At 55.5% G+C, this 4,234-nt stretch carries 2 protein-coding genes and 2 pseudogenes; all 4 read left to right on the top strand.

From position 1 onward, the window contains the following. Positions 1-1,458: putative bifunctional diguanylate cyclase/phosphodiesterase (locus ACIQWP_RS31775; RefSeq protein ID WP_402796435.1), on the top strand; the 1,458-nt coding region annotated here is incomplete at its 5' end. A 61-nt stretch (positions 1,459-1,519) separates the two neighbouring features. After that, on the top strand, positions 1,520-2,767 hold the full coding sequence (locus ACIQWP_RS31770; RefSeq protein ID WP_402796432.1) for an ABC transporter substrate-binding protein: 1,248 nt from the start codon (positions 1,520-1,522) through the stop codon (positions 2,765-2,767). A gap of 596 nt (positions 2,768-3,363) precedes the next feature. Further along, a pseudogene (locus ACIQWP_RS31765) lies at positions 3,364-3,572 on the top strand (helix-turn-helix domain-containing protein); the annotation flags it as partial. 10 nt (positions 3,573-3,582) lie between these two features. Further along, positions 3,583-4,164: pseudogene (locus ACIQWP_RS31760) on the top strand (IS30 family transposase); the annotation flags it as partial. Positions 4,165-4,234: the final 70 nt, after the last annotated feature.

The raw sequence follows: 4,234 nt of genomic DNA, 5'->3' as shown, positions 1-4,234 counted from the left end.
GCCGAGCTTGATATAGAGCTGCACAGCCCTCATGCGGTCTTCATACGAATACATGAACTATCTCCTGTTAGTCCAAGTTTTCGTCCGCACCTCCGGACCGTCAATTTTGAGGCCAAGTTGACATTGCTGGCGCATGGCGATGCACTCACTGGTCTCAGCAACCGCTCCTCATTCAACGACGCGCTAGCCAGGCTTTTTGACTCGCTGGAACAAGTCGGCGCGAGCTTTTCGATGCTCCTGGTCGATCTCGACCATTTCAAGGGCATCAACGACAGTTTTGGTCATCCTGCAGGTGATGCTGTTCTCCGGCACGTCGCCCGCATGCTGCAAGGGACCTTTCGCTCCACCGACATCGTGGCGAGACTGGGTGGTGACGAATTTGCCATTCTGCTTCCCGGCCACAACAATGCGACAGCACTGGAAGCACTTGCCAAACGTGCCGTCGCAGCGATTGCGACAGAATGTTATTTCGAAGGCCGCCTCTTACCGGTTTCGGCCAGTATAGGTGGAGCGGTTGTGCCAAAGCATGCCGCGGACGAGCCAGCGCTCATGTGCATCGCCGATCTCGCGCTTTACGCAGCGAAGACCAAGCGCAACACCGCCGTCATCTTCGACGAAGCGTCACTTGCGCATCGCCTCGAGGAGAACCAACTCGCAGCTGCTCTTGCTTTCGCGGCTGACCGCGACGAATTCGTGGTCCACTATCAGCAAAAAGTTGACCTTCGAACTGGTGAACATCTCGGGTTTGAGGCGCTGGTACGCTGGCACCATCCCCGGCTTGGCGTTCTGCTACCCGGCCGTTTCCTGCCACTGATGGAAGGCTCCCATTTTATCGGCGGTATGACGCGCTGTGTCGTCAATACGGTGGCGCATGATCTCAAGCAGTGGAAAGCTGATGGGCTGCGACCAGGCTCTATCGCCATCAACCTTCCCGAAGTGTTGCTGGTCGGTCTGGAGGGCTACGATCTCATTGCTGCGGCGGTCAGTGCCAATCAGCTGGAATGGTGCGACTTTGCTGTTGAGGTGACAGAAGACGTTTTTCTCAATCGCGGCGCCACTCAGATTTTGGAGACGATCACTCGTTTCCGGCAACGAGGAATGTCTGTCTCCCTTGATGATTTTGGCACCGGCTTTGCTTCACTGGTGCATTTGCGCGACTTTCCGTTCGATGAATTGAAAATTGACCGCAGCTTCGTTACCGATCTGGGCAGCGATATCCGATCCGAGCAGATCGTGCGGGCGATGATCGATCTTGCCTGCAACCTGGGCAAGCGTTGCGTTGCCGAGGGTATCGAAAACGAGATACAGCGCGATTTCCTTCTGAGCGCGGGCTGCGAGATAGGCCAGGGATATTTGTTTGCCAAACCGGAACCCGCTTCGGTTGCAGTTGAGCGTCTGAAAGTCTCGGCGCCCCGCGTAGGCACCGAGCCACGACGGCTGAAGCGGATCGCTGGTTGATCTTTTCCGAACGCTTCCGCGCTCGGCAGAAGTCGCGAAACTTGTCGATAGGAGAAAGTGAATGAATAGGATAATGCGGACTTGGCTTTCAATTGCCTTGGCGATCGGAGGACCCTCGGCACCGGCGTTCGCCGAAGAGGGGATGTCGGTTGATGTCGTACATTTCTGGGTATCGAAAAGCGAGTCCGCTGCGCTTGACGTGTTTCGCAAAGCCTGGACGACGGCAGGCAATCAATGGGCCGACATGCCGGCTGAGAACAAGGTTGCGGTTCAGCGCCTCGTGAGTGACCGTATTGCCAATGGCTATGCGCCGGCGGTCATGCAGTGGAACGCGAATGAGGGATCACGTGAACTGCCGGAGATGGGAATTGTTCAGGACATCAATGACGTCGCGCAGGCGGATCGTTGGCGAGATGTTATCCCCGCAACGATACTCGACCGGATCTCCTACAAAGGAAAGGCCTACTTCGCACCAACCAATATCCATGCTGAGAACTGGCTTTGGACGAGCAACGCTGTATTTCGCGAAGCAAGTGTGAATATGCCGCGCTCCTGGGATGAAATCTTCGATGCCGCCGAAAAAATCAAGGCAGCCGGACTTGTTCCGATTGCGCTTGGCGGATCGCGATGGGAAGTATCGCTCATTTTCAACGACATTATCTTTCAAAAATTCGGCCCCGAGGGATATTCTCGCCTCATGAGCGGCGACGCCGAGCTAGTCGAGGACCCGCGCATGATCGAAGCCCTGGATACGCTTTTGCGTCTGTCTCACTACGTAGAGCCAATCGCCGCGCGAAAAGACAAGACGTGGGCGGATGCTACGGCGGCGGTCGGCGCCGGTAAGGCGGGCATGCAATTCATGGGTGACTGGGCAAAAGGCGAGCTTGGCGCACGCGGCTATCTGGTCGATAGGGATTTTGACTGCAACCTCGTTCCTGGGACAGCAATAGCCTATTTCATGGTGATCGACGCCTTCGCCTTTCCAATTACTAACCGGGATGGCACAGCGGATGCACAGCGCGCCTTCGCGCGCATGATCCTTGACAGAGAAAATCAGGTCGCCTTTAGCCGCATCAAGGGATCTCTGCCGGTTCGGACCGATGTCGATCCAACTGGTCTTGACCGTTGCGGGCAGCTCGGATTGGAAATGATCAAGGCGAAGAAGGGCGAGGTAAGTGCTCAGTCTCAGGCCATGCCGAGCCAGATGTCGGAAGGTTGGATTGGCGTGGTGGGCGATTTCTTCAATGACGGAAACATCTCGCCTCAGGAAGCGCAACGGCGGTTACATGACATATTGATGCAACACTAACCATCTGGATATTGCTCCTCGATAGTCTTCCCAAAAAGAGCATAGGAAACGACGCGCCTGCTGCTCGATAAATGTCTTGCGACGCGCCTAGTTTCATATTGCTTTAAGCCGCTGTTCGAGCCTCTCGGCCCCAGAGGTCCAGTGCTTCCCTCAGAGAGGTCTCAATCGCCGTACGCAACGCATAGCTGCTACGAACGGTCCCCTGTTTGTCCAGCCATTGGGCTGCATTCATTAGACTCGCACCTTCGCGCCTAACGATCTCCTGCGCGCGTTGCAGGACCCAAAATTCAAGCTGCTGTCTGTCAAGCATCATTGCTTACCTTTCACCAAATCATTTGGAGAGTATCAACGAATCAATTTTATAGGCCACGCAGGCTACTCGAAACCGAATATATTGGAGGTCTAAACGTAATAACGCTTTCTTGCGTGATTTGGTCAGTAGTTTCGTATAATGGCTAAACAGGATTTCTTCCGTTGCAAGTAAATGCGTCGGCCATCGATCCTGCATCTAGAGCATGTCCTGCGATCGATGAATCGATTGTGAGGTAACGACGGACGCCGAAACTGATTCAACATCCACAGCGAAGAGGTGAATGATGGGACAAGCACTGAGCGATGACCTGCGAATACGGGTTTGAAGGCGTCTGCGGCGGGGATTCCGGCTCGGTAGGCTGCGGCCCGGTTCGGTGTTGGGATTTCAACGGCAATTCGCTGGATAGCGAGAGCGAAAGAGGGTGAGCGGACCGCTCGGCCTCAGGGCTGGAAGCGAGCATCGGCAGCAGATGCACACGAAGAGTTTGTTGTCTTACAACAGGCTTGGCCTTTATCACTACCTGCCGAAGGCGCGCCGAAAGCGCCGTCTGCGTGGATCGAAAAAGCCGCGAAACAGCGTGTTTCCAGCCAGTCACCGAATATCCCAACGACCTGATTTTATTGGCGATCAGTCACAGTTCGGACACTGGGAGGGCGATCTTTTGATCTTCGAGCGCGAACTCGGGCATGCCAACATCGCCTCACTGGTGGAGCGGAAGAGCCGCTAAACTGTTATGATCAAGAACCAGAGCCGGCATTCGCGTCCGATCATGGACAAGATCATCGAAGCGTTCTCGTCTTTGCCCTCCGCAGCACGCCAGAGCTTTACCTTCGACCGCGGCACCGAGTTTGCCGGATTTAGGGCTTTGGAAGATGGCATCGGCGCACGCAGCTGGTTCTGCGACCCCAGTGCCCCCTGGCAAAAAGGAGCCGTCGAAAATGCCAACAAGCGCATTCGCCGCTTCATGCCAGGCGACACTGACCTGGCCGAAGTACCGCAATCGGCGCTGGTTCAACTCGCTCACCATCTGAACGACCTACCGAGAAAGTGCCTGGGCTCTAATACCAACGAGCGACGATCATGACCGACGAGCCCATTCGCGGTGTCCGATGGACATGATTTTCCAGGGTTGGTCGACAAGCTTGTTCCAAGCG

The sequence above is a fragment of the Rhizobium sp. NPDC090279 genome, assembly GCF_044769665.1.
Lineage (GTDB): Bacteria > Pseudomonadota > Alphaproteobacteria > Rhizobiales > Rhizobiaceae > Rhizobium.
Note: the sequence above shows the minus strand (reverse complement) of the source record. Positions and strands in the feature narration are given on the sequence as shown.

Bases quoted from the DNA above. Each gene is read 5' to 3' on its own strand.
- ACIQWP_RS31770 (WP_402796432.1), top strand. From the start codon at position 1,520: ATGAATAGGATAATGCGGACTTGGCTTTCAATTGCCTTGGCGATCGGA.